Raw genomic sequence first — 21,536 nt, forward strand, 5'->3', positions numbered from 1 at the left:
GTTTTTATCTGCTACCTGATTACTGCTTACTGTCTTTCTCTCGACGACTTATTTTCCCTTGACTGGCTAGTGCGTGATGATGAACTATCACGTTGCTTGCTCACTGAGCGTGAAGCCTGCTGAGGCGCAGATCTAGTCGTTGAGCGAACTTGCGTTTTTTGCGGTTGACTCCTGCTAGTTTGCTTAACTTGCGGTTGACGCGCTTTTTCAACTCGGGTGTTACGCTGAGCTTGTTGTAATGTTTGTGTACCTGGCTTACTTGTTACATTAACTACTGATTTTGCCTCATTTCTAGGGTTAGTTTTGGCAACATCGCGTTGACGACTATAGCTTGATTTTATTGGCTCACCTTTACGATCAAATGACTTAGTGTTTGTAGTCGGTTGACGTTGCTGACTTAACTCGCGTTTTAACTGGGTGCTTTTGTGTTTAGCTTGGTCATTGCGGTTCACACTTCTTACCACTGCTTTCTCGCTGCGTTTGTCTTGCTTAACGCTGTCGCTTACCTGTTGACGTTTAGGTTCACGTGAATAACTCACTGGTTGATTACGCTTTTCATAATGACCATTGTAACGTTTGCTGATCACCTGGCTGCGATATGCCACCCCTTTGCGATGTTTAGGTTTATGTTGCCAATGTTGGGCACCATTACTGTAACTTACTTTACGTGGCGTGTAGTAACGATAGTGTTGACGTACAGGTACCACAATCACACGGCGGTCATGCCACTGGAAACCACTAAAGAAGAAGTTAAAGTTAATGCGTACTCCGCTGTTCCAATAAATGGCACTGTGGTTAGGGCGATAATGCACATAAGCTGGTGCATTCCAATAAATTGGCGGGTAACGGTTCCAGCGCCAGTTACCATAAACGATACGACTGTCGTAATAAGGCACATAAATGATTTCTGGACGAACGGATTCAATGATAATCCTGCGCTCAACTCTGGTGACTTTCACTTGTTCAAGATCAGCTAAGTTATTGGCTTCATCGGCTTGTTGTCTTAGGGTTTGAATACTGTCTAGCATGCGGCCTTCATCTTGTAGGAAGGCATCACCGACACTTTGGGTCCAAACTAAATCATCATTTAAACGATCGAGGACATTAGGGAAGGCCACCAAGGCTTTTACGCTTGGGTCCCAGTCTTGTGTCTCTACTGCTGTCATTATTTGGTTTGTGTCGTTATTACCTTGGCTTGATAACCAACGTTTGGCTTGGACAATTTCTAAAGGATAAGTAGACGCAATTAAGATATGAGTTAATAAACTGTCTGGATATAGCGCAATTGGTGCGAGCATTTGGGCTAATTCAGCATCACTTACCGCATCATCTTCGGCGGTGTAAGTATATGACTCTGTTGGTTGCGCTGCCTGCACATGTGTTAATGGCATACAAACCAAGGCTAAGGCGAGTAATGCCTGAGCGGGTACGTGAATGGCTTTTTTCATGTTATCTCCAGTGTCATTGATGACTGTTAGGGTCATCATAACGAGTCGAAGATGAACATAAGCTGAAAGCTAATGACTGTAATTAATATGCTAGAACTATGGGAGAGGAATAAGCGAGAGGATGAAGCTAGATAAATAAATTAAAGAAATGATGTGTAGTCGGAACCTAAAGCAGGCGCTTACTGTTGGAAAGTAAATTCAAATTTGGCACCACCTAATGATGCCGATTGACCTACCGTCAGTTTACCGTGATAACTGTCGACAAGATCTCTGACGATTGCCAGTCCGATCCCGTGGCCTTGAGTGTAAGTGTCTGCACGGATCCCACGTTCAAAAATATGTTGCTGTTTATCTGAAGGAATACCTTCACCATCATCTTCAATCGACATACACAGCTGATTTTCTTGCTGTGTAAGGGTTAATATTACCTTTGTTTTAGCGGCTTTACAGGCATTGTCGAGCACATTGCCGAGCATTTCTGTTAAGTCTGCTTCATCACCTTTAAAGCGGGCTTGTTTGTTGGGGTGATACTCAATGGTGAGATTTTGATGTTGGTATATCTTACTCAAGGTTCTCACTAATCTAACGGCAATACTGTCAACATTAACCCCTAAATGCCAAGCGCTTCCAGCAGCACTTTGGGCTCGGGTTAGTTGGTAGGCAATAATTTGGTTTATGCGATTAATTTGTTCTGTCGAGGTTTCACTTAAATCAGCTTGAGTTTGGATTACCGCTAAAGGTGTTTTTAAACTGTGGGCTAAATCGGCTAACGCATTGCGGTAGCGTTTACGCTGATTTTGTTCGGTTTGTAATAAGGTATTTAATTGTTGAGCCACTTTTTGCAGTTCCACTGGGTAATGGGTACTTAGCTGCATCGAATTACCTTGTTCTACTGCACTGAGTTCTTGGCTAAATTGACCTAATGGTTTTAGGGTCCATAGTAACCAGCTGAGCTGCACGATAACGAGCAAGGCGGTTAAAATGAGTAGCCAAGTCCACAAGGTATTAGAGAAGTTTTTGATTTGTTGTAGGTATTCTTGTTGGTCTTTTATAATGTGCAACGTCATCGTAAAAGGCTGTTCGCTGGTGGCAAAACTCACGCTAAAACTGTATATCAATTGCGGTTTGTCATTAATCAATATCGAGTCAAATGTACTTCTACCGGTTACGGGTTTGGGTAAGTTAATCGGAGTATTTAGACCGAGAAATGAATTGGAACTCCACAGCAACTGGCTATCTTTGGTGATTAACGCATAAAGACCTGAACCAATTACATTGAACTGGTTTTCAAGTAAATGAGTCGGCATTTGTAATTGGTTATCTTCTACTTCAGCCATGGCTAAAACAGAGTAAACATAAGCTTTTAATTGGTTTTTTGCTGCAACATTTATTTGGCTTTCAAAGGCATTGTTTACGGTTATGCCGATAATGGGCAATAACACCAAAATCAGTAATAAGGCACTGATAACAATGCGGACTTTAAGTGAGTTGAGTAGTTTATGCATCTTGATCTAATTGACGCAGTCTATAACCTTGGCCGCGTAGCGTTTCGATTAGTTGATATTGATTGTCTGGGTCTAGCTTCTTACGTAAGCGACGAATAAACACTTCAATCACATTAGAGTCTAGGTCAAAATCTTGATCATAAATGTGTTCAATTAAACTGCTTTTTGAATGCACTGAACCCGGATGTAACATTAGGTATTCAAATAATTTGTATTCAGAACCACTTAAATTAATGCTTTGGAGATTTTTTTTAATTTCTAAGCTGCGGGTATTAATACTAAAGGGACCATTTTGGATCATCGGACTGGCTTTACCTACCGAACGCCTAATTAACGCATTGATACGGGCGACTAATTCTTCTAGTTGAAACGGCTTACTTAAATAATCATCAGCGCCAGCATCTAATCCAACCACTTTGTCTTGCCAGCTGTCTCGAGCGGTTAAAATGATAATTGGGTAGCTGATATTTTGCTCACGCAATTGGCTGATTAATGACAAGCCATCGAGTTTAGGTAAACCAACATCTATAATAGCCACATCGTATTGATATTCTTGTGCTTGAAATAAACCTTCTTCACCATCGCTAGCGACATCAACAGTATACTGCGCTTCAATAAGATGCTGTTTGATATTACCTTGCAAGTTTAAATCATCTTCGACCAGTAATAATCTCATGGGCTAGTTCCTTGTGACTGATCCATTGCTGGCATCAATTGACACATAAAAAATCACCCCATCATTGGTGAGTAATTTAACTCGATAACCTGGATGTCCGTTGACGTTAGCTGATTGTACTTTTAACACTTTGCCTGAATAACTGCGTTTGGCCATTTGAATGGCTTGTTGTGAACTGGTTACTACTAAATTATTGTCTTGGCGATTATTTTTAGGGCCTGGGACAAGCTGTAACCTTGCAGATGAACTTAATGCAGACACCAGCGAAGTACCAGCAAAGCTGGGTGATGGTATCACTAATATTAAGCCTAATAGAGTGGCACTGAGCTTGAGCATACGCTGCATTGTATTAATCCTAATAACCTTATTATCACCAGTGTAAAAGATCCCTTTCTATATAGAAACATCTACTTAAGCTCAACTCAGTATATAGAGAAGTGATAAGTCGATATAAACCGCTTTATTTCAAACTAACCAATGTCTGGATGTTTTGTCTGTGCAGTATACGTGTTAACAGATGAACATTAACTGAATAACAAGTATTAGCAGCCTTATTGGGTATTAAATAATGCTGCGGAGTTGATGTTCAGCTTGTGTTCATTTTAAGTGGGCTTTAATGATTGCAACATTTACGGTTGTGAGGAATAACCATGAAACAACATTCAAATAAGATGATCAACTTAGCCCCAAGTCGTAAACCGTTTACATTGAGATTAAGCTTATGTGTTGCTTGTGCGTTAGGGCTAAGTTCAAGTGCGGCATTCAGTGCTGAAGAGTCTACTAGTCAAGTGAGTGGTGCCTTTAGCCAAGCGCGCCAACTTGATTCCTCAGCAATCAGTTCAGACACTGAAACTCAACAGCGAGTGGCAGAACTGCACCAGCAAGCAACGGTGTTATCTGCTAGTGCGGCAATCACTCAAAAAGTGACTCGTGAACAAATGATGGCTTTGCATCAAAAAGAGGCAACGACTAAAGAAAGCCAGCAACAGCGGGTTTTGGCTCAGCAAAATCAGGTGGTTTACTATGATTTCTCGTTCTATGGTGCCGACTCTTTTTTACTTGAAGACAACGATTATGACGGTTTTCATCAAACGTTTAGTGTGACTTTTGATGCTGATATTAATAGTAGTGCCGGTGATATTCAGAGCGATGTATTTGCTGAGTTATATTTAAGCCAAGACGGTGGTCCTTGGATCCATTATTACTCTACTGACGTTTTTAGTTTGTATTCTAATTCTGGCGATGATGATTACGAAGTGCTTACAACCTTGGCCAGCGGTTATCAAACCGATCATTATGATGTATTAATAGATTTGTATGAGTTGGGTTATGCCGATCCTGTGGCGACCATTAGCAGCGATGAGTCCAATGCTCTTTATGCTTTGCCGCTTGAAAGTAGTGATCGTGATGCGGTTTATGTAGAAGAGATTTATATCGAAACAGAACATTCAGGTGGGGCGTTGTCTTGGTTAACTGCTGGCTTATTAATGATGGTTGCAGGGTTTCGTAGACGTTTGATTAATAAAAAATAACCTAACTTTTTTACTTATCTACGTCTTAACTACGGTAGAATGCCTATTTTTGATTTTATCAGTTTTTTTGTTTTGATTTTGGCAGTTTTGATTTTGGCAGTTTTGACTTATTCATTAGGGATAAGTCGTTAGGAGTGAGTATGTTAGTAAAGTTAAATGCATCATTGTTATGCAGTTCATTAATTGGTTCGGCGCTGTTGTTATCTGGTTGCCAATTACCTAATCCTTATACAGGCGAATCAGAAAATGCTAAAGCAACTAATGGTGCCATTATTGGTGCCATTTCAGGTGCAGTCATTGGTGTTGCCTCATCAAGTAAAAGCGATCGCGGTAAAGGTGCGTTAATTGGTGCTGCATCAGGTGCTGCTGTCGGTGGCGGTGTTGGTTATTATATGGATGTGCAAGAGGCGGAGCTTCGTAAACAACTCAGTTCAACGGGTGTGAGTGTGACTCGCAACGGTGACACTATTGTATTGAATATGCCCAATGAAGTGACCTTTGCCGTTGATCAAACTGTCTTAAGTTCACGTGCTAAATCAGTATTAAACAGTGTTGTATTAGTTGCTAAAGAATATGATGATACTCGCTTAAACGTGATTGGTTATACCGACAGTTCGGGTTCTGATTCTTACAACTTGCGTTTATCTCAAGTACGAGCAAGTGAAGTTGCACAGTATCTCACTAGCCAAAACATCAGTGGTTCACGCGTATCGTCTACTGGCATGGGTGAGTCTAGCCCAATTGCAAGCAATGCTACCGCAAGTGGCCGAGCTCAAAACCGCCGCGTAGAAATAGTGCTAACGCCAATAGGCAAGTAGTTCGCTAAAATTTAAGTCAAAAATGGCACTAAGTGATTGATTCACTTTGTGCCATTTTTTATGATTATATTTGCGCGTTAACCAATCTATGTGGCGTGTTTACCACGACTTATCATAGCTATTTAGTTATTTAACTATCGAGGTTAAATTGCCTTGTGCAAGTTGAGTGTTAATTTCATCACCCGATTTGACATTGGCAACATCAAATAATACTTTGCCATTATTGTCTTTCGTTATTGAATAACCACGACTTAATGTGGCCAACGGACTCACGGTGTCAAGCTGATGCGCTGCATTAGTCAGCTTTTGCTCTGATTGAGTCAATTTATGCTGTATTACATCAACCAAACGAGTTTGCAGGTAAGACAATCGATTTGTTTCCAAGGTTAGGGTATTAATCGGCGATCGTTGCTGCAAGCGATTATGTAATTGCTGGTGGCGTAGGGTTAACCGGCTGAGCTTATGCTGCAAGGCATTTTCTAAACGCATTTGCATTTCATCAAAACGCTGTTCAAATTGTTGCAGTTTACGTTGTGGTTCATGGCGTTGCAGTTGATGTGATAACTGAGTTAATCGTCCATACTGCTGTAATTGGTAATGTTTCATGCCCTGTTGCATACGCGATAACAACAACGCCAATTTTTCTGCTTTATTGCCTTTGTCTTTTGACAATAACTCTGCACCTGCGGATGGCGTTGGCGCGCGAACATCGGCAACATAGTCACTAATGGTGGTATCTATTTCATGGCCGACAGCACTGATAATCGGTAAGGCGCTGTTATAAATAGCATGAGCTAAATGTTCGCTATTGAAACACCATAAATCTTCTAATGAACCACCACCACGGGTAAGCAACAGAACATCGACTTCCATGCGTTGGTTTGCAGCGACGATCGCTTGGCAGATTAATTGACTGGCCGTGGCACCTTGCACTTGAGTAGGGTACACAATCACTTCGATAGAGGGATCCCTACGAGCTAATACATGCAATATATCTCGCAGTGCCGCACCAGTTGCCGATGTCACCACCCCAATACGTTGAATGTTATCAGGAATAGGGCGTTTGGTTTCTAATGCAAATAAACCTTCAGCAGCCAATTTAAGTTTTAATGCTTCAAATTCTTGTGCAAGTAACCCATCACCAGCAGGCAGCATCGACTCAAGCAGCAACTGATAGTCACCACGTGGCTCGTAAACACTGATTGCACCTTTTACTAATACTTGTTGGCCATTAATAGGTTTAAAGCGTACCGATTGATTACGGCCCTTAAACATCGCACAACGAACTTGTGAATGAGAGTCCTTCAAGGTGAGATACCAGTGTCCTGAACTGGGTGCCGAAAAGTTTGATATTTCACCATTTAGCCAAATTTTACCGATTTGACCTTCAAGAATATGCCTCACTTCGCTATTTAATTGCGACACACTGTAAACATTGTTTTTTGTGGCACTCATGAGAGTTCTCATTCTAACGTTAATAAATTTCTATTTTCCATTTACCAATAGCAATATGCAAGGTATAATCTCGCCGCAATATTTCACTCAAAATCCTACTTACTAGGGAGATGTTGCCATGCTACGTTTACTGAAAGATGCACTAACCTTTGATGATGTTTTGTTGGTTCCTGCCCACTCGACCGTACTCCCTAATACCGCAGTTCTTAAAACTCGTTTAACGAACAAAATTGAATTAAATATTCCACTTGTATCAGCTGCTATGGATACGGTGACTGAATCTCGTCTTGCGATCGCGATGGCGCAAGAAGGTGGTTTAGGGTTTGTTCATAAAAACATGAGTATTGAGCAACAAGCCGAAGAAGTCCGTAAAGTTAAAAGTTATGAAGCCGGTATTGTTCAAGACCCCGTTACCGTTACTCCTACAACAACCTTAACTGATTTACGTTTATTAACTGAACGTAATGGTTTTGCCGGTTATCCTGTGGTGAATGATGCACACGAACTTGTGGGCATCATTACTGGTCGTGACGTGCGTTTTGTGACTGACTGGAGCAAAACGGTTGCCGACATGATGACCCCTAAAGATCGTTTGGTTACCGTGATCGAAGGCACGAAGTTAGATGAAGTGCAAAAATTAATGCATTCTCATCGTATTGAAAAAATCTTAGTGATTGACCATAACTTTAAACTTAAAGGCTTAGTTACCGTTAAAGATTTCGAAAAAGCGGAACGCAAACCAAACGCATGTAAAGACGAATTAGGTCGTTTACGTGTCGGCGCTGCAGTTGGTGCAGGCCCAGGCAATGAAGAGCGTGTTGACGCACTCGTAAAAGCCGGTGTTGACGTTTTATTGATTGACTCATCACATGGTCACTCAGAAGGTGTATTACAGCGCATTCGTGACACCAGAGCTAAATACCCAGATTTACAAATTGTTGGCGGCAATGTGGCAACGGCTTCTGGCGCATTAGCGTTAGTTGAAGCGGGCGTTAACGCCGTTAAAGTCGGTATCGGCCCTGGTTCAATTTGTACTACTCGTATTGTAACGGGTGTCGGTGTGCCGCAAATTACTGCGGTATCTGATGCTGCTGAAGCAGTGCTTGCGTTAGGCATTCCTGTTATTGCAGATGGCGGTATTCGTTTTTCTGGCGACTTAGCTAAAGCATTAGCCGCAGGTGCATCATGCATCATGGCGGGTTCTATGTTTGCTGGTACTGAAGAAGCTCCAGGTGAAACTGAACTTTACCAAGGTCGTGCTTATAAGTCTTACCGTGGTATGGGATCTCTGGGCGCAATGGGCCAAACTCAAGGTTCATCTGATCGTTACTTCCAAAGCGACAACGCTGCAGACAAACTCGTACCTGAAGGTGTTGAAGGTCGTGTGCCGTACAAAGGTAAGTTGAAAGAAATTATTCACCAACACATGGGCGGCTTGCGTTCATGTATGGGCTTAACGGGTTGCGCTACCATTAAAGATTTAAATGAAAAAGCACAGTTTGTAAGAGTCACTTCAGCAGGTATGGGTGAGTCACACGTACATGACGTGACCATTACCAAAGAAGCACCAAACTATCGTTCATAATTACTGTAAGGGCGACGTTATGTCGCCCTTGTTTTATTAGCGCTAATTTGCCCGCATCAGTTGGATGCGAGTTATTACAATTAATTAATATGTAAAGGTTATTCATGAGTAATATTCACGATCATAAGATTCTAATCCTCGATTTTGGTTCTCAGTACACTCAACTTATTGCGCGTCGTATCCGTGAAATTGGTGTGTATTGTGAGTTATGGGCGTGGGATGTGAGCGAAGCGCAAATTCGTGAGTTTGCCCCAAATGGTATTATTTTGGCTGGTGGCCCTGAAAGTGTCACCGCAGACAATTCACCACGAGCTCCTGAATATGTGTTTACTGCTGGAGTACCGGTATTGGGTATTTGTTATGGCATGCAAACCATGTCAGAACAGCTTGGCGGTAAAGTAATTAAAGGCATTGGTGAAGGCGAGTTTGGTTATGCCCAAATAGAACTGCAAACCGCATCAGCATTGTTCAGCAGCATTGAAGACGCTGTAAGTGAAGAGGGTAAATCATTACTTGATGTGTGGATGAGTCACGGTGACAAAGTATCGGCTATTCCAGAAGGATTTGTGACAGTCGCGACCACAGCAACTTGCCCTTTTGCTGCTATGTCCAATGAGGAGAAAGGTTTTTACGGTGTACAGTTTCATCCTGAGGTGACTCATACTCGTCAAGGTCAGCGCATGCTAGAGCATTTTGCGTTAGACATTTGTAACTGTAAAGCCAATTGGAAACCGTCATCAATCATTGAAGATGCCATTGAGCGTCTTAAAAAACAAATTGGCGATGACGAAGTTATTCTAGGCTTGTCTGGCGGTGTTGATTCATCGGTTGTGGCGATGTTATTACACCGCGCCATTGGCGACAAATTAACATGTGTGTTCGTTGATAACGGTTTATTACGTTTGAATGAAGCTGATCAAGTATTAGAAATGTTTGGCGATCACTTTGGATTGAATATTGTTCACGTAGATGCCGAAAACCGTTTCTTAGATGCAATGGCTGGTGAAGCTGAGCCAGAAGCTAAGCGTAAAATTATTGGTCGTGTATTTGTTGAAATCTTCGATGAAGAATCAAAGAAATGTGCTAATGCTAAATGGTTAGCTCAAGGCACCATTTATCCAGATGTAATTGAATCAGCGGGCAGTGCAACGGGTAAAGCCCATGTGATTAAGTCGCACCACAATGTTGGCGGGTTACCTGCCGATATGAAAATGGGTTTAGTAGAGCCATTACGTGAATTATTTAAAGATGAAGTGCGTAAGATCGGTTTAGAGTTAGGCTTGCCTTACAATATGCTTTATCGTCATCCTTTTCCTGGGCCTGGTTTAGGTGTTCGTGTACTTGGCGAAGTCAAAAAAGAGTATTGTGATTTATTGCGCAGTGCAGATGCTATCTTTATTGAAGAACTGCATAAAGCAGATTTGTATAATAAAGTTAGCCAAGCCTTTACGGTATTTTTACCAGTTCGTTCGGTAGGTGTAATGGGCGATGGTCGTAAATATGATTGGGTTGTATCGTTGCGTGCGGTAGAAACAATCGACTTTATGACTGCGCATTGGGCACATTTACCGTATGATTTCTTAGGTCGCGTTTCAAACCGTATTATCAATGAAGTCGATGGTATTTCACGTGTAGTTTATGATATTTCAGGTAAGCCGCCTGCAACAATCGAATGGGAATAACCCTGTAAGATTAAACCTAGTTTGATTTAAAAAAGACGCTGCGGCGTCTTTTTTATTTGCTAGAATAGTGAACATAACAATTACCTAGGTTAATAGAGTGACAGATACCCCAAAGGCAGCCGTTTCAACCGAACCTTGGCCTCTTGCTGATGTTGATAATGACATTGCCGCTCCCCAAGTGAATCATGTTCAGTTAGCCATTGATGAAAAGTGGATGCGCGTAGCGATGCAACTTGCTGAGCAAGCCGAGCAACAAGGTGAGGTGCCCGTTGGTGCTGTGTTGGTTAAAGACGATGTTTTAATTGCCAGTGGTTGTAATTTAAGTATTGTTAATCACGACCCAACAGCACATGCCGAGATGGAATGTATCCGCCAAGCAGGCAAGGTACTGGAAAACTATCGTATGCTGGACACCACTTTATATGTCACGTTAGAACCTTGCACTATGTGCGCAGGAGCTATGATCCACAGTCGCATTACCAGGATAGTGTATGGTGCAGATGATTTAAAAACAGGCGCAGCAGGTAGCGTAATTAATTTATTACAACATCCTGCTTTCAATCATCAGCTTGATGTGACTTCTGGCGTGCTAGCCGCGCAATGTGCGGAGCAATTAAGTTTGTTTTTTAAGCGCCGTCGAGCAGAAAAAAAAGCACTCAAACAGTTAGCGAGAAAATTGCCTGATTGAGTGCTGTTCTATGTGTTTGTTTAACGGTATAGCTAAATAGTGTGTGATTAAGTTTCGTGACTGTGAATGAGTAAAAAGTGTGCCCTTATGCGGGTTCTAATACGGATTTTGTGTAGTTTTTGCATAACGCGGCGACGTGAAATGGTATTGTTTAAAGCTCTTCTTCTCATACCGTGAATCCTTAATATTGGCTAATCTCACAGATGTTCTAAATAAATGCATACTTAACTCGCATGCTTTATATTGATAAATTCGGTGACATCATACGCTCTTTTTGTGACGATTATGCGTTAGATTTAATTGAATTCCTCTTTTATACACCATTATTATTCTGCCGATACTTTAATATTGGTTGAGTCTTCTTCTGCAATCACTTCAATTTGTCCATTACCTTCCATCGGTTCCAACTTCTTGGTTTGATTATCGACCCAAACTAAAGTGTCATAGTAACGACGAATACTGTCGACATAGTGAACCGCCTCACTGCCGCGGGCATAGCCATAGCGTGTTTGTTTGTAATATTTAGATTGTTGTAGCAAAGGCAATACTTTTTTAACGTCACGCCAAGCGCTGGGATCCATTTCCATTGATTCCGCTAATCGACGCGCATCCTCAACATGGCCTAAACCGATATTATAAGAGGCTAATGCGAACCAAATTCGTTGGGCTTCCGGAATAGAATCTGGCAACCTTTCCATCATGTCTTTTAAATAAAATGCGCCACCACGTATACTTTGTTCAGCATCTAATCGGTCATCAACACCCACATAACTGGCGGTGGGTTGAGTTAGCATCATCATGCCTCTCACCCCTGTAGGTGAGCGAGCACTGGGGTTCCAATGTGATTCTTGATAACTAGCAGCGGCCAATTTACGCCAATCTAATTCGCCTGAATATTGCTCGAAAAAGCTACGGTATTCTGGAAGGATATTATCGATTGCACGGATAAAGGCGCGTGTATCGACATAATCAAAGCGTTTAACATGGCCAAAATATTTTTCGTTTAAATGTTCAAGAGTCCCCGCGCGCCTTTCTTTATGCCAAAAGGCCAATAATCGACTCATTAAACGATCGCTATTATTAGGCGGTAACAGCCACACCACTTCGACTTTTTCTTCTAAAATCATTCCTGCGCGCAATTCAGGTAAAAAACGCTGGTTGATCAATAAGCTATTAGAATCTGAAATCGTGTAGTTAAGTTCACCATTGGCTATTAATGCAAACAATTCTTCATTGTCTTTGTCGTTGACTTGGTTCCACAACAAATCTGGATAGTCTTTTTGTAACTTAGTTAACGTGTTGACTGAAGATGAGTTAGCCATAACGGTGATTTCACCCGACAAGGTGCTAATATCTTTGGGCTCAGGTGTTCCTTCTTTATAAACCAATACTTGATTGACTTTATATAAGGTCGGTCCCATTTTAAATTGTTGACTGCGGTTTGGGGTTTTAGCGATACCAGCAGCGATAATGTCAATCTTGTTATCTTTTAATGCCGCAAAAAGTTGCTTGCGATTGGTATACGGGATCATTTTTAAAGGGAGAGATAAATAATCAGCAAAACGTTGCGCCATTTCGAAGTCGAATCCGCTTTCGCCCAGTTCTGAATTAAGATAAATCTGTGGGCCATACAAGGTCCCTACCCTTAATTCGGTACGCTTTAGTGCGGGCGCAGCAATATCAACTTTTTGAATATCAACAGGTTGACAGGCGGATAATATCCCGCAAATTAAAATGATGAATAAGGTTTTGATCATATTTATTAATTGGTTATCTTAAGTTGTTTCGTTCATTTCACGAGAGTAGTACGTAAGAAACGAATGTAATACCGGTTGAATAGCCTTTAAATATGTAGGGGGTTAGGGTGTTTTTTTGGTTACTTTATCAGGAGTTTTCCTAAACGCCTATAGTTGAACAAATAAGCAGCATTTTGTGGTTGTTTTTTGTTAAAAGGTAAAGTGATTATGTTATTCAATTTAGCATTACTTGGATGAGATATTTTCCCTATCAGGAAACACTGTTTTTACTGGTCCTTAAAGGTGATTTGTAGTGTGCAATTCCTTATAATAGCGCCAATTCTGATCCTCCTATATTATAAGGTGAATAGACGTGATGGAAATCATTCGCGGAGCCCCAGCACTATCTGCATTTAGAGTTCAAAAATTCATGGAGGCTTGCGAAAATGCAGCGCTTCCTGTATCGCAAATTTATGCTGAATATGTTCATTTAGCTGATTTGAATGAACCACTAGATGATAATGAGCGTCTACAGTTAGAAACCATTCTTACCTACGGGCCAGCAATTGAGTCCCATGCGCCACAAGGCACTTTGTTATTTGTTACTCCGCGTCCTGGTACTATTTCTCCTTGGTCATCTAAAGCAACCGATATTGCCCATAACTGTGGTTTAAGTAAGGTTAAGCGTCTTGAGCGTGGTATTGCTTATTATGTTGAAGCCCCTGTATTAACGGCAGAGCAACAAAAACAACTGAATGGTTTATTGCATGACCGCATGGTTGAAGTCATGTTGCCAGCATTTGAAGCTGCAGAAGTATTATTTGCTCACACTGAACCAGCAAAATTCAGCAGTGTGAATATTCTTGCAGAAGGTCGTCGCGCATTAGAAGTGGCAAACGTGAAGTTAGGCTTGGCGCTTGCTGATGATGAAATTGACTATTTAGTTGAAAACTTTGTACGTTTAAAGCGCAACCCAAACGACATCGAATTAATGATGTTTGCTCAAGCAAACTCAGAACATTGTCGCCACAAAATCTTTAATGCTGATTGGACAATCGATGGCGAAGTGCAGCCAAAGTCATTATTCAAAATGATTAAAAACACTTTTGAAGTCACACCAGATTACGTGTTATCAGCTTACAAAGATAATGCCGCGGTGATGACGGGTTCTGTTGCGGGTCGTTTTTTCCCTGATCCCGATGGTATTTACAACTACCACTCCGAACCAATGCATATATTGATGAAAGTAGAAACACACAATCATCCTACTGCAATTAGTCCATATCCTGGTGCAGCTACTGGCTCTGGTGGTGAAATTCGCGATGAAGGTGCTACAGGCCGAGGCTCTAAACCTAAAGCGGGTTTATCTGGTTTTACCGTTTCTAATTTAAAAATCCCTGGTTTTGTACAGCCATGGGAAGGCGATTACGGCAAGCCAGATCGCATTGTAACGCCACTTGAAATTATGCTTGAAGGCCCACTAGGCGGTGCCGCATTTAACAACGAATTTGGTCGCCCAGCTATTACGGGTTATTTCCGTACTTACGAGCAATTAGTCTCTAGTCATAATGGTGTTGAAGTTCGTGGTTATCATAAACCCATTATGATTGCTGGTGGCTTAGGTAATATCCGTGAAGATCATGTTCAAAAAGGCGAAATCACCATTGGCGCTAAGCTCATTGTGCTTGGCGGACCTGCAATGAACATTGGTTTAGGTGGCGGCGCAGCATCTTCAATGACATCTGGTCAGTCTAGCGAAGATTTAGATTTTGCATCTGTACAACGTGAAAATCCAGAAATGGAACGCCGTTGTCAGGAAGTGATCGACCGCTGCTGGCAGTTAGGTGACACCAATCCAATTCAATTTATTCACGATGTGGGTGCGGGTGGATTATCAAATGCATTCCCTGAATTAGTGAATGATGCAGACCGTGGTGGGGTATTCAATTTACGGAATGTTCCTTCTGATGAGCCTGGCATGAGCCCGCTTGAAATTTGGTGTAATGAATCACAAGAACGTTATGTGTTATCGGTTGCGCCAGAGAACTTACAACAGTTTGCTGATATTTGTGCCCGTGAACGCGCACCATTTGCAGTGGTTGGTGAAGCGACAGCAGAAATGCATTTAACCCTTGCCGACAGTCACTTTAACAACAAGCCGATTGATTTACCGCTTGAAGTTTTATTAGGCAAAGCACCTAAAATGAGCCGTGATGTAGTGACGGCTCAAGCGGTATCGCCAGCGTTAGATCAAACTAAAATTGAGCTAAAAGATGCCGTTAAGCGCATTTTAACTTTGCCAACCGTGGCAGACAAAACCTTCCTTATCACCATTGGTGATCGCTCCGTTACTGGTTTAGTGAATCGCGACCAAATGGTGGGCCCATGGCAGGTTCCAGTAGCCGACTGTGCGGTAACCGCATCAAGTTATGACAGTTACTGCGGTGAAGCAATGTCTATGGGTGAGCGTACTCCGTTAGCCTTACTCGACTTTGACGCCTCTGCCCGTATGGCCGTTGCTGAGTCGATTATGAACATTGCCGGTACTGATATTGGCTCGTTCAAGCGTATTAAATTGTCTGCCAACTGGATGTCGCCAGCAGGTCACCCAGGTGAAGATGCGGGTTTATATCAAGCCGTTAAAGCGATTGGTGAAGACCTTTGTCCAGAACTTGGTATTACTATTCCGGTCGGTAAAGACTCCATGTCGATGAAAACCGCATGGGAAGATAATGGTACCCAGAAAACTGTTACATCGCCAATGTCGTTAGTCATCACCGCTTTTGGTGTAGTGCAAGATATTCGTAAAACGGTAACGCCAGAGCTTCGCAGTGATAAAGGTGACAGCGCATTATTAATGCTGGACCTAAGTAATGGTCAAAACCGTTTAGGCGGTTCTTGCTTGGCGCAGGTTTACAGTGAGCTAGGTGACATAGCACCAACATTGGATATTACCGCTAACTTAGCGGGCTTCTTTGAAGTGATGCAGCAGCTAGTCGCTGATCAAGCTGTTATGGCTTATCACGACCGCAGTGACGGCGGTTTATTTACCACCTTAGTGGAAATGGCATTTGCTGGTAATACAGGGTTAACTATTGATTTAGTTAGTTTGAGTGGTACTGATTTAGAACGTCTATTTAACGAAGAACTCGGTGCCGTTATTCAAGTTAGTGCTGCTGATGTTAAAGCCATTACCGCGCGATTTGAGGCTAAAGGCGTAACGTGTCATCACATTGGTGGTTTACAAGCAACAGACAAAATTAGCATTAACGATGGCGAGCGAGTTATCTTTACCGATAGTCGTACGGCATTACGTACCTTGTGGTCAGAAACTACCTATCGCTTGCAAGCACTACGTGACAACCCAGAATGCGCACGCGAAGAGTATGAACTTAAACAGCAAGCTGATGCGCCAGGTCTAACGGTTAAATTAGGCTTTAACCCAAGTGAAGATGTGGCCGCACCTTATATTCTTAAAGGTGCAGCACCTAAAATGGCTATTTTACGTGAGCAGGGGGTTAACTCCCATGTTGAAATGGCAGCTGCATTTGACCGTGCGGGTTTTGAAAGTCGTGACGTGCACATGTCGGATATCTTATCTGGACGAATTAGTTTAGAAGAATTTCAAGGCCTTGTGGCTTGTGGTGGGTTCTCATACGGTGACGTTCTCGGTGCTGGTGAAGGTTGGGCAAAATCGATCCTGTTTAATGATCGTGCCCGCGATGAGTTTAGCCGTTTCTTTGAACGTGATTCAAGCATTGCACTTGGTGTGTGTAATGGTTGTCAAATGTTGTCTAACTTGAAACAAATTATTCCAGGCAGTGAACATTGGCCGCATTTTGTGCGTAACCGTTCAGAGCGTTTTGAAGCGCGATTCAGCTTGGTTGAAGTGCAGCAAACACCGTCGGTATTCTTTGACGGTATGGTCGGTTCGCGTATGCCTATCGCAGTCTCTCATGGTGAAGGTTTGGCTGAATTTGCCAACGCACAAGCACTGGCAAATGCAGAAGCTTCTGGCACTATTGCGCTACGTTATGTCGATGGTCATGGTCAAATTGCCACTCAGTACCCAGAAAACCCAAATGGTTCTGCTAATGGGTTAACCGGTATTTGTACTACTGATGGTCGCGTTACGATTATGATGCCGCACCCTGAGCGTGTATTTAGAACCGTTGCCAACTCATGGCATCCAGATAACTGGGGTGAAGACAGCCCATGGATGCGGATGTTCCGTAATGCACGGGTTAAGATTGGTTAATACCAAATCAACAACCTAGCTTAAGTAAAGTACTAAGGCGACTCAATTGAGTCGTCTTTTTATTGGCTGGGTATTTAATAACTATTCAATTTATGCAGTTAGCGATGGCTGTCTGTATGATTTTTACATGATCTTGGCCGATCATGTAACGTATATTAATACTTAGTTTAGAGCTAAGTTTAGAGCTAAGTTTAGTCTTCTGTTTAGAGCTAGGTTTGAGAAGTAGGTTAGCGCTCAGTTTAGGATAAGAGTTAGTTTAGTTCGCGGCGTTATTGTTCGTCATAAAGAAAAACCCCATAGATTAACTCTATGGGGTTTTCTGTATCGTTATATTAGGGTAATAACGATTGCCGGTTAATATGATTTCTGCGCTAACAAAAATAACCACTAACACTGTGTAGCTAAAAAAGTGATCTAACTTATTTCAATTCTTTAGCTGTAAACATTTCAGTAAAAGCACGTTTATACAAGTTGGCAATATTTTCAAATAATTGAGTCATAACTGAATCTCTTAATATTAGGTGATGATGGATTAAGACTACGACGCCTTGCTCACTCAGTATGCGTCTTCTTAACTGTGCATTAATTATACGGTTCAACATTATTGTCTTCAAACGAGAAAAAATGATATTTGACATTAGTTATTCTAATGATTTTGTTTTTTTAAAGTATTGTAAAATTAGTGTTGTTGTTTTTATTGTTTTGTTTTTATTGAATTTATTATTTTAGTCTGATTAGATTATTTAATAAATTATTCATCCTAGGTTAATAATTAATTAAATAATATACTTTGTGGTAACAATTGGCTCTAATGACCAAATAATCGGTTTTTTATTTATAGGCATTGTGGCTCCTAGCAATGGGAGAAATATTGTCAATACCTCTTGGGAGGACAAAAGTGTAGTTTGTTAATTGTAACGACTTTTTTGAGTATATAAGTATAAGTTGTCTGCTCTGGTATCGTTTTAAAGACCAGTTTTAAGCATTTTAATTATTCTAAGTTAATGATTATATAAGTAAAAAAAATATCTATGCAAAAGATCTAATGTGGGTCACAAATTTGACTAAAAAATATGATCTACTCAAGGATTATACCGTAAGATATAAGCGTTTAGGATTGGGCTTGAAAACATAGGCAAACAGATTAATTTATCATTTTTTACATTTTGGTGAGTTGTTCATTGTTTCAAAATGACCGTTTTCAGGTATAACATCATCATTATGGCAACAATCTGTTGCTGTGTCGTATTTGGTTGTACTGAAGTAAGGAGTCGCCAATGATTATCGAAGAGGTCGTTGAGCTATCGCGTTATCAATTTGCGTTTACAGCTATGTACCACTTTTTATTTGTTCCACTCACCCTAGGTTTAGCCTTTATTCTTGCCATTATGGAATCACTTTATGTGATGACCAATAAGCAAATCTATAAAGACATGACAAAATTTTGGGGTAAATTGTTTGGTATTAATTTTGCGTTAGGTGTCGCAACTGGTTTAGCGATGGAGTTCCAGTTTGGTACTAACTGGTCCTACTATTCTCATTACGTCGGTGACATTTTTGGTGCGCCTCTGGCGATAGAAGCTTTGATGGCTTTCTTCCTTGAGTCAACGTTAGTCGGAATGTTCTTTTTTGGTTGGGATCGCTTCAGCAAACGCCAACATTTAGTCGTCACTTGGCTTGTCGCTCTTGGCTCTAATTTGTCAGCGTTATGGATTTTGATCGCAAACGGTTGGATGCAAAACCCTGTGGGTTCGGTGTTTAACTATGAAACCATGCGCATGGAAATGATCGATTTTGGCGCTTTGGTGTTTAACCCTGTAGCGCAAGTTAAGTTTGTTCACACTGTCGCATCTGGTTATGTTGCCGGAGCCATGTTTGTACTTGCCATTAGCTCGTATTACATATTGAAAGGTCGAGATTTACCGTTTGCTCGTCGCTCGTTTGCCATTGCCGCAAGCTTTGGTTTGGCTTCAATTCTATCGGTTATTGTACTTGGTGATGAATCTGGCTATGAAGTCGGTGAAGTTCAGCGGGTAAAATTAGCAGCGATTGAAGCTGAGTGGCACACTGAGCCTGCACCAGCAGCCTTTACAGCAGTAGGTTTTCCTAATCAAGAAACGATGGAAACCGATTATGCCATTAAAATCCCATATGCGATGGGCATTATTGCCACTCGATCTTTAGATACCGAAGTGACTGGTATTACCGATCTCGTTAAAAATCATGAAGCACGCATTCGTACTGGTATGGTTGCTTACGGATTACTTGAAAAACTACGTGCAGGTGATAAATCTGCCGAAGTAAGAGAGCAATTTGACGCGGTTAAAGACGATTTAGGTTATGGCTTCTTACTGAAGCGTTATACCGATAAAGTGGTCGATGCGACTGAAGAGCAAATTATTGCTGCCTCTTTTGATTCTATTCCTACTGTAGCACCAATGTTCTGGACCTTCCGTATTATGGTTGGTGCAGGTGTGATTATGTTATTTGTATTTGCAGCTGCGTTTTGGCAAAGCACTCGTCATAAAATTGCAGAGAAAAAATGGCTACTTCGCGCTGCACTTTACAGTTTACCGCTTCCTTGGGTTGCCATTGAATGTGGTTGGTTTGTGTCAGAGTTTGGTCGCCAACCTTGGACCATTTCAGAAATTCTACCAACCTTCATGTCTGCATCGAGTTTAACGCCGGCCGATTTATGGTTCAGTATTATTTCGATCACGGTTTTCTACACTATTCTGTTGGTTATAGAAGCTTACTTGATGTTTAAGTTTGCACGTCTTGGCCCAAGCAGCTTAAAAACTGGTCGTTACCATTTTGAAAACCAAGATGCTTAAGCGGAGGACCTGATTATGTTTGATTATGAAGTATTAAGATTTATCTGGTGGGCACTAATTGGTGTGTTACTTGTTGGTTTTGCTGTGGCTGATGGTTTTGATATGGGCGTGGGTATGTTATTACCGATTATTGGTAAAGACGATACTGAACGCCGTATTATGATTAACACTATCGCACCGCACTGGGACGGTAACCAAGTATGGTTAGTTACAGCTGCTGGTGCATTGTTTGCCGCTTGGCCTATGGTCTATGCCGTATCGTTTTCGGGCTTTTATGTAGCGATGATGCTAGTATTATTCGCTTTATATTTACGTCCAGTCGGCTTTGATTACCGTTCTAAAATTGAAGATCCAAGATGGCGTAAGTCATGGGATGGGGCATTATTTGTCGGCAGTTTTGTGCCACCATTAATCATTGGTGTAGCATTTGGTAACTTACTGCAAGGTGTACCTTTTAACTTTGATGAATATCTACGTGCAACTTACCATGGCGGATTCTTCGGTTTATTAAATCCGTTTGGTTTGTTAGTTGGACTTGTCAGTGTAACAATGTTTGTTATGCAAGGGGCTTCATGGTTACAAATGAAGACAGATGGCGAGTTACGGGTACGCAGTGTTAAGGCATCACAAATTTGTGGTGGTCTATTATTTGTACTCTTTGGTGCTGCTGGTGTCTGGTTAGTCAACGGTATTGATGGATACGTCATTACCTCTACACTTGATCTAGCTGGTCCGTCAAATCCAACCACTAAAACGGTTGCTATTGAAGCGGGCGCTTGGTTAACTAATTATGACAAATATCCTATTACGATGTTGTTTCCAGTATTAGGGTTATTAATGCCAATATTAGTGATTTTTGCTAGTCGCTTAAATCGCAGTGGTTTTGCATTCTTATTTAGTTCACTTGCTGTTGCTGGCGTTATTTTGACTTGTGGTGCAGCAATGTTCCCATTTGTTATGCCATCATCACTAGAGCCTAATGCTAGCTTAACCATGTGGGATGCGACAGCCAGCCAACTATCACTTAATGTGATGACCGTTGTTGCTGCCATCTTTGTACCAACGATACTTTGTTATACTGCTTGGACTTATTACAAGATGTTCGGCCGTTTAAATCGTGAGTTTATTGAAAACAATAAAACCTCACTTTACTAAATTAAGGAGCAACATCTATGTGGTATTTTGCGTGGATTTTAGGGGTATTGTTAGCGTGTGCATTCGGTATTATCAACGCCTTATGGCTTGAGAATACTGAAAATATGGATCGCAATAGCGAACTATAAACGTTATAGATTCTGAAAAAAAAACCGCTTTAGTGA

Annotated in this window: 15 protein-coding genes; 9 read left to right on the forward strand and 6 right to left on the reverse strand. The window is 41.5% G+C overall.

The features are described 5' to 3' along the window. Window positions 1-26 precede the first annotated feature (26 nt). The 4 genes from FCN25_RS16100 to FCN25_RS16115 form a co-directional block, all read right to left on the reverse strand. Window positions 27-1,448 (reverse strand): DUF3300 domain-containing protein, encoded by a 1,422-nt coding sequence (locus tag FCN25_RS16100; RefSeq protein WP_175405888.1) that lies wholly within the window; start codon window positions 1,446-1,448, stop codon window positions 27-29. A 179-nt stretch (window positions 1,449-1,627) separates the two neighbouring features. Beyond that, the gene (locus FCN25_RS16105) at window positions 1,628-2,953 is read right to left on the reverse strand and encodes an ATP-binding protein (protein WP_137226433.1); all 1,326 of its coding nucleotides are present in this window, start codon (window positions 2,951-2,953) and stop codon (window positions 1,628-1,630) included. Then, on the reverse strand, window positions 2,946-3,629 hold the full coding sequence (locus FCN25_RS16110; RefSeq protein ID WP_137226434.1) for a response regulator transcription factor: 684 nt from the start codon (window positions 3,627-3,629) through the stop codon (window positions 2,946-2,948). The genes FCN25_RS16105 and FCN25_RS16110 overlap by 8 nt, the downstream gene beginning before the upstream one ends. A gap of 3 nt (window positions 3,630-3,632) precedes the next feature. Beyond that, on the reverse strand, window positions 3,633-3,974 hold the full coding sequence (locus tag FCN25_RS16115) for a PepSY domain-containing protein (protein WP_240778322.1): 342 nt from the start codon (window positions 3,972-3,974) through the stop codon (window positions 3,633-3,635). 305 nt (window positions 3,975-4,279) lie between these two features. Between FCN25_RS16115 and FCN25_RS16120 the strand changes: the two genes are divergently transcribed. Then, window positions 4,280-5,161, forward strand: coding sequence for a choice-of-anchor H family protein (locus FCN25_RS16120; protein ID WP_137226435.1), 882 nt, complete (start codon window positions 4,280-4,282; stop codon window positions 5,159-5,161). 140 nt (window positions 5,162-5,301) lie between these two features. After that, window positions 5,302-5,979: an OmpA family protein gene (locus FCN25_RS16125; protein ID WP_137226436.1), complete on the forward strand. Its 678-nt coding sequence runs from the start codon at window positions 5,302-5,304 to the stop codon at window positions 5,977-5,979. A gap of 126 nt (window positions 5,980-6,105) precedes the next feature. Here FCN25_RS16125 and xseA read toward each other — a convergent pair whose 3' ends face one another. Beyond that, window positions 6,106-7,434 (reverse strand): exodeoxyribonuclease VII large subunit, encoded by a 1,329-nt coding sequence (gene xseA, locus FCN25_RS16130; protein ID WP_137226437.1) that lies wholly within the window; start codon window positions 7,432-7,434, stop codon window positions 6,106-6,108. Between the two features lie 118 nt (window positions 7,435-7,552). Here xseA and guaB point away from each other — a divergent pair, with 118 nt between their 5' ends. The 3 genes from guaB (at window position 7,553) to tadA (ending at window position 11,389) form a co-directional block, all read left to right on the forward strand. Then, window positions 7,553-9,019, forward strand: coding sequence for an IMP dehydrogenase (guaB, locus tag FCN25_RS16135; protein ID WP_137226438.1), 1,467 nt, complete (start codon window positions 7,553-7,555; stop codon window positions 9,017-9,019). A gap of 104 nt (window positions 9,020-9,123) precedes the next feature. Then, window positions 9,124-10,701, forward strand: coding sequence for a glutamine-hydrolyzing GMP synthase (gene guaA / locus FCN25_RS16140; RefSeq protein ID WP_137226439.1), 1,578 nt, complete (start codon window positions 9,124-9,126; stop codon window positions 10,699-10,701). A gap of 199 nt (window positions 10,702-10,900) precedes the next feature. Continuing rightward, window positions 10,901-11,389, forward strand: a complete 489-nt coding sequence (tadA, locus tag FCN25_RS16145; protein WP_167496107.1) for a tRNA adenosine(34) deaminase TadA — start codon at window positions 10,901-10,903, stop codon at window positions 11,387-11,389. A 326-nt stretch (window positions 11,390-11,715) separates the two neighbouring features. On the opposite strand, the gene mltF is transcribed toward tadA, so the two are convergent. After that, the gene (gene mltF / locus FCN25_RS16150; RefSeq protein WP_137226441.1) at window positions 11,716-13,146 is read right to left on the reverse strand and encodes a membrane-bound lytic murein transglycosylase MltF; all 1,431 of its coding nucleotides are present in this window, start codon (window positions 13,144-13,146) and stop codon (window positions 11,716-11,718) included. Between the two features lie 355 nt (window positions 13,147-13,501). Between mltF and purL the strand changes: the two genes are divergently transcribed. From purL to cydX, 4 genes are all read left to right on the forward strand, one after another. Next, window positions 13,502-17,383, forward strand: coding sequence for a phosphoribosylformylglycinamidine synthase (gene purL / locus FCN25_RS16155; RefSeq protein WP_137226442.1), 3,882 nt, complete (start codon window positions 13,502-13,504; stop codon window positions 17,381-17,383). Window positions 17,384-18,660: 1,277 nt separating this feature from the next. After that, a complete protein-coding gene (locus FCN25_RS16165; protein ID WP_137226444.1) occupies window positions 18,661-20,217 on the forward strand; it encodes a cytochrome ubiquinol oxidase subunit I in 1,557 nt (518 codons plus the stop codon). A 15-nt stretch (window positions 20,218-20,232) separates the two neighbouring features. Then, window positions 20,233-21,372, forward strand: a complete 1,140-nt coding sequence (cydB, locus tag FCN25_RS16170; protein WP_137226445.1) for a cytochrome d ubiquinol oxidase subunit II — start codon at window positions 20,233-20,235, stop codon at window positions 21,370-21,372. Between the two features lie 17 nt (window positions 21,373-21,389). Beyond that, window positions 21,390-21,500: a cytochrome bd-I oxidase subunit CydX gene (cydX, locus tag FCN25_RS16175; protein WP_137226446.1), complete on the forward strand. Its 111-nt coding sequence runs from the start codon at window positions 21,390-21,392 to the stop codon at window positions 21,498-21,500. Window positions 21,501-21,536: the final 36 nt, after the last annotated feature.

Source organism: Shewanella sp. MEBiC00475 (genome assembly GCF_005234075.1).
Lineage (GTDB): Bacteria > Pseudomonadota > Gammaproteobacteria > Enterobacterales > Shewanellaceae > Shewanella > Shewanella polaris.

Coding starts and splice junctions, on each gene's coding strand:
- mltF (WP_137226441.1), bottom strand. CDS start 13,146: ATGATCAAAACCTTATTCATCATTTTAATTTGCGGGATATTATCCGCC.
- FCN25_RS16100 (WP_175405888.1), bottom strand. CDS start 1,448: ATGAAAAAAGCCATTCACGTACCCGCTCAGGCATTACTCGCCTTAGCC.
- FCN25_RS16105 (WP_137226433.1), bottom strand. CDS start 2,953: ATGCATAAACTACTCAACTCACTTAAAGTCCGCATTGTTATCAGTGCC.
- guaA (WP_137226439.1), top strand. CDS start 9,124: ATGAGTAATATTCACGATCATAAGATTCTAATCCTCGATTTTGGTTCT.
- cydX (WP_137226446.1), top strand. CDS start 21,390: ATGTGGTATTTTGCGTGGATTTTAGGGGTATTGTTAGCGTGTGCATTC.
- guaB (WP_137226438.1), top strand. CDS start 7,553: ATGCTACGTTTACTGAAAGATGCACTAACCTTTGATGATGTTTTGTTG.
- FCN25_RS16125 (WP_137226436.1), top strand. CDS start 5,302: ATGTTAGTAAAGTTAAATGCATCATTGTTATGCAGTTCATTAATTGGT.
- FCN25_RS16165 (WP_137226444.1), top strand. CDS start 18,661: ATGATTATCGAAGAGGTCGTTGAGCTATCGCGTTATCAATTTGCGTTT.
- FCN25_RS16120 (WP_137226435.1), top strand. CDS start 4,280: ATGAAACAACATTCAAATAAGATGATCAACTTAGCCCCAAGTCGTAAA.
- FCN25_RS16115 (WP_240778322.1), bottom strand. CDS start 3,974: ATGCAGCGTATGCTCAAGCTCAGTGCCACTCTATTAGGCTTAATATTA.
- purL (WP_137226442.1), top strand. CDS start 13,502: ATGGAAATCATTCGCGGAGCCCCAGCACTATCTGCATTTAGAGTTCAA.
- FCN25_RS16110 (WP_137226434.1), bottom strand. CDS start 3,629: ATGAGATTATTACTGGTCGAAGATGATTTAAACTTGCAAGGTAATATC.
- xseA (WP_137226437.1), bottom strand. CDS start 7,434: ATGAGTGCCACAAAAAACAATGTTTACAGTGTGTCGCAATTAAATAGC.
- cydB (WP_137226445.1), top strand. CDS start 20,233: ATGTTTGATTATGAAGTATTAAGATTTATCTGGTGGGCACTAATTGGT.